The 249-nt window shown below is 32.5% G+C and carries 1 protein-coding gene; it reads left to right on the top strand.

The window, feature by feature from the left end; translation table 11 throughout:
* Positions 1 to 249, top strand: a 249-nt coding sequence (locus AAEY57_RS20665; protein ID WP_350608743.1) for a DsrE family protein, incomplete at both ends; no start/stop codon positions are given.

Raw genomic sequence — 249 nt, 5'->3', positions numbered from 1 at the left:
CCATTTGACGATTTAAATATTCGTGATGCACTTGATATGACATTGATATTTGCTGCCGTTGACCAAAATGTGAGTTGGTTGTTTAGCGGCCCCGCCGTTTTAGCTTTAAAAAAGCATCAACAACCAAACAATATTGGATTAAAAGATTTTTTTAAAAACATTAAAACACTCGAAATCTATGATGTTGAAAACATCTACGTGTGTGAAAAGTCATTGCTTGATTATGGTTTAAATAAACATGATTTACTC

This window comes from Pseudoalteromonas sp. MER144-MNA-CIBAN-0113, assembly GCF_040308965.1.
In the GTDB taxonomy this organism is placed as follows: Bacteria; Pseudomonadota; Gammaproteobacteria; order Enterobacterales; family Alteromonadaceae; genus Pseudoalteromonas; species Pseudoalteromonas tetraodonis.
The sequence above is the reverse complement of the archived record's forward strand: the minus strand, read 5'-3'. Positions and strand labels throughout refer to the sequence as shown.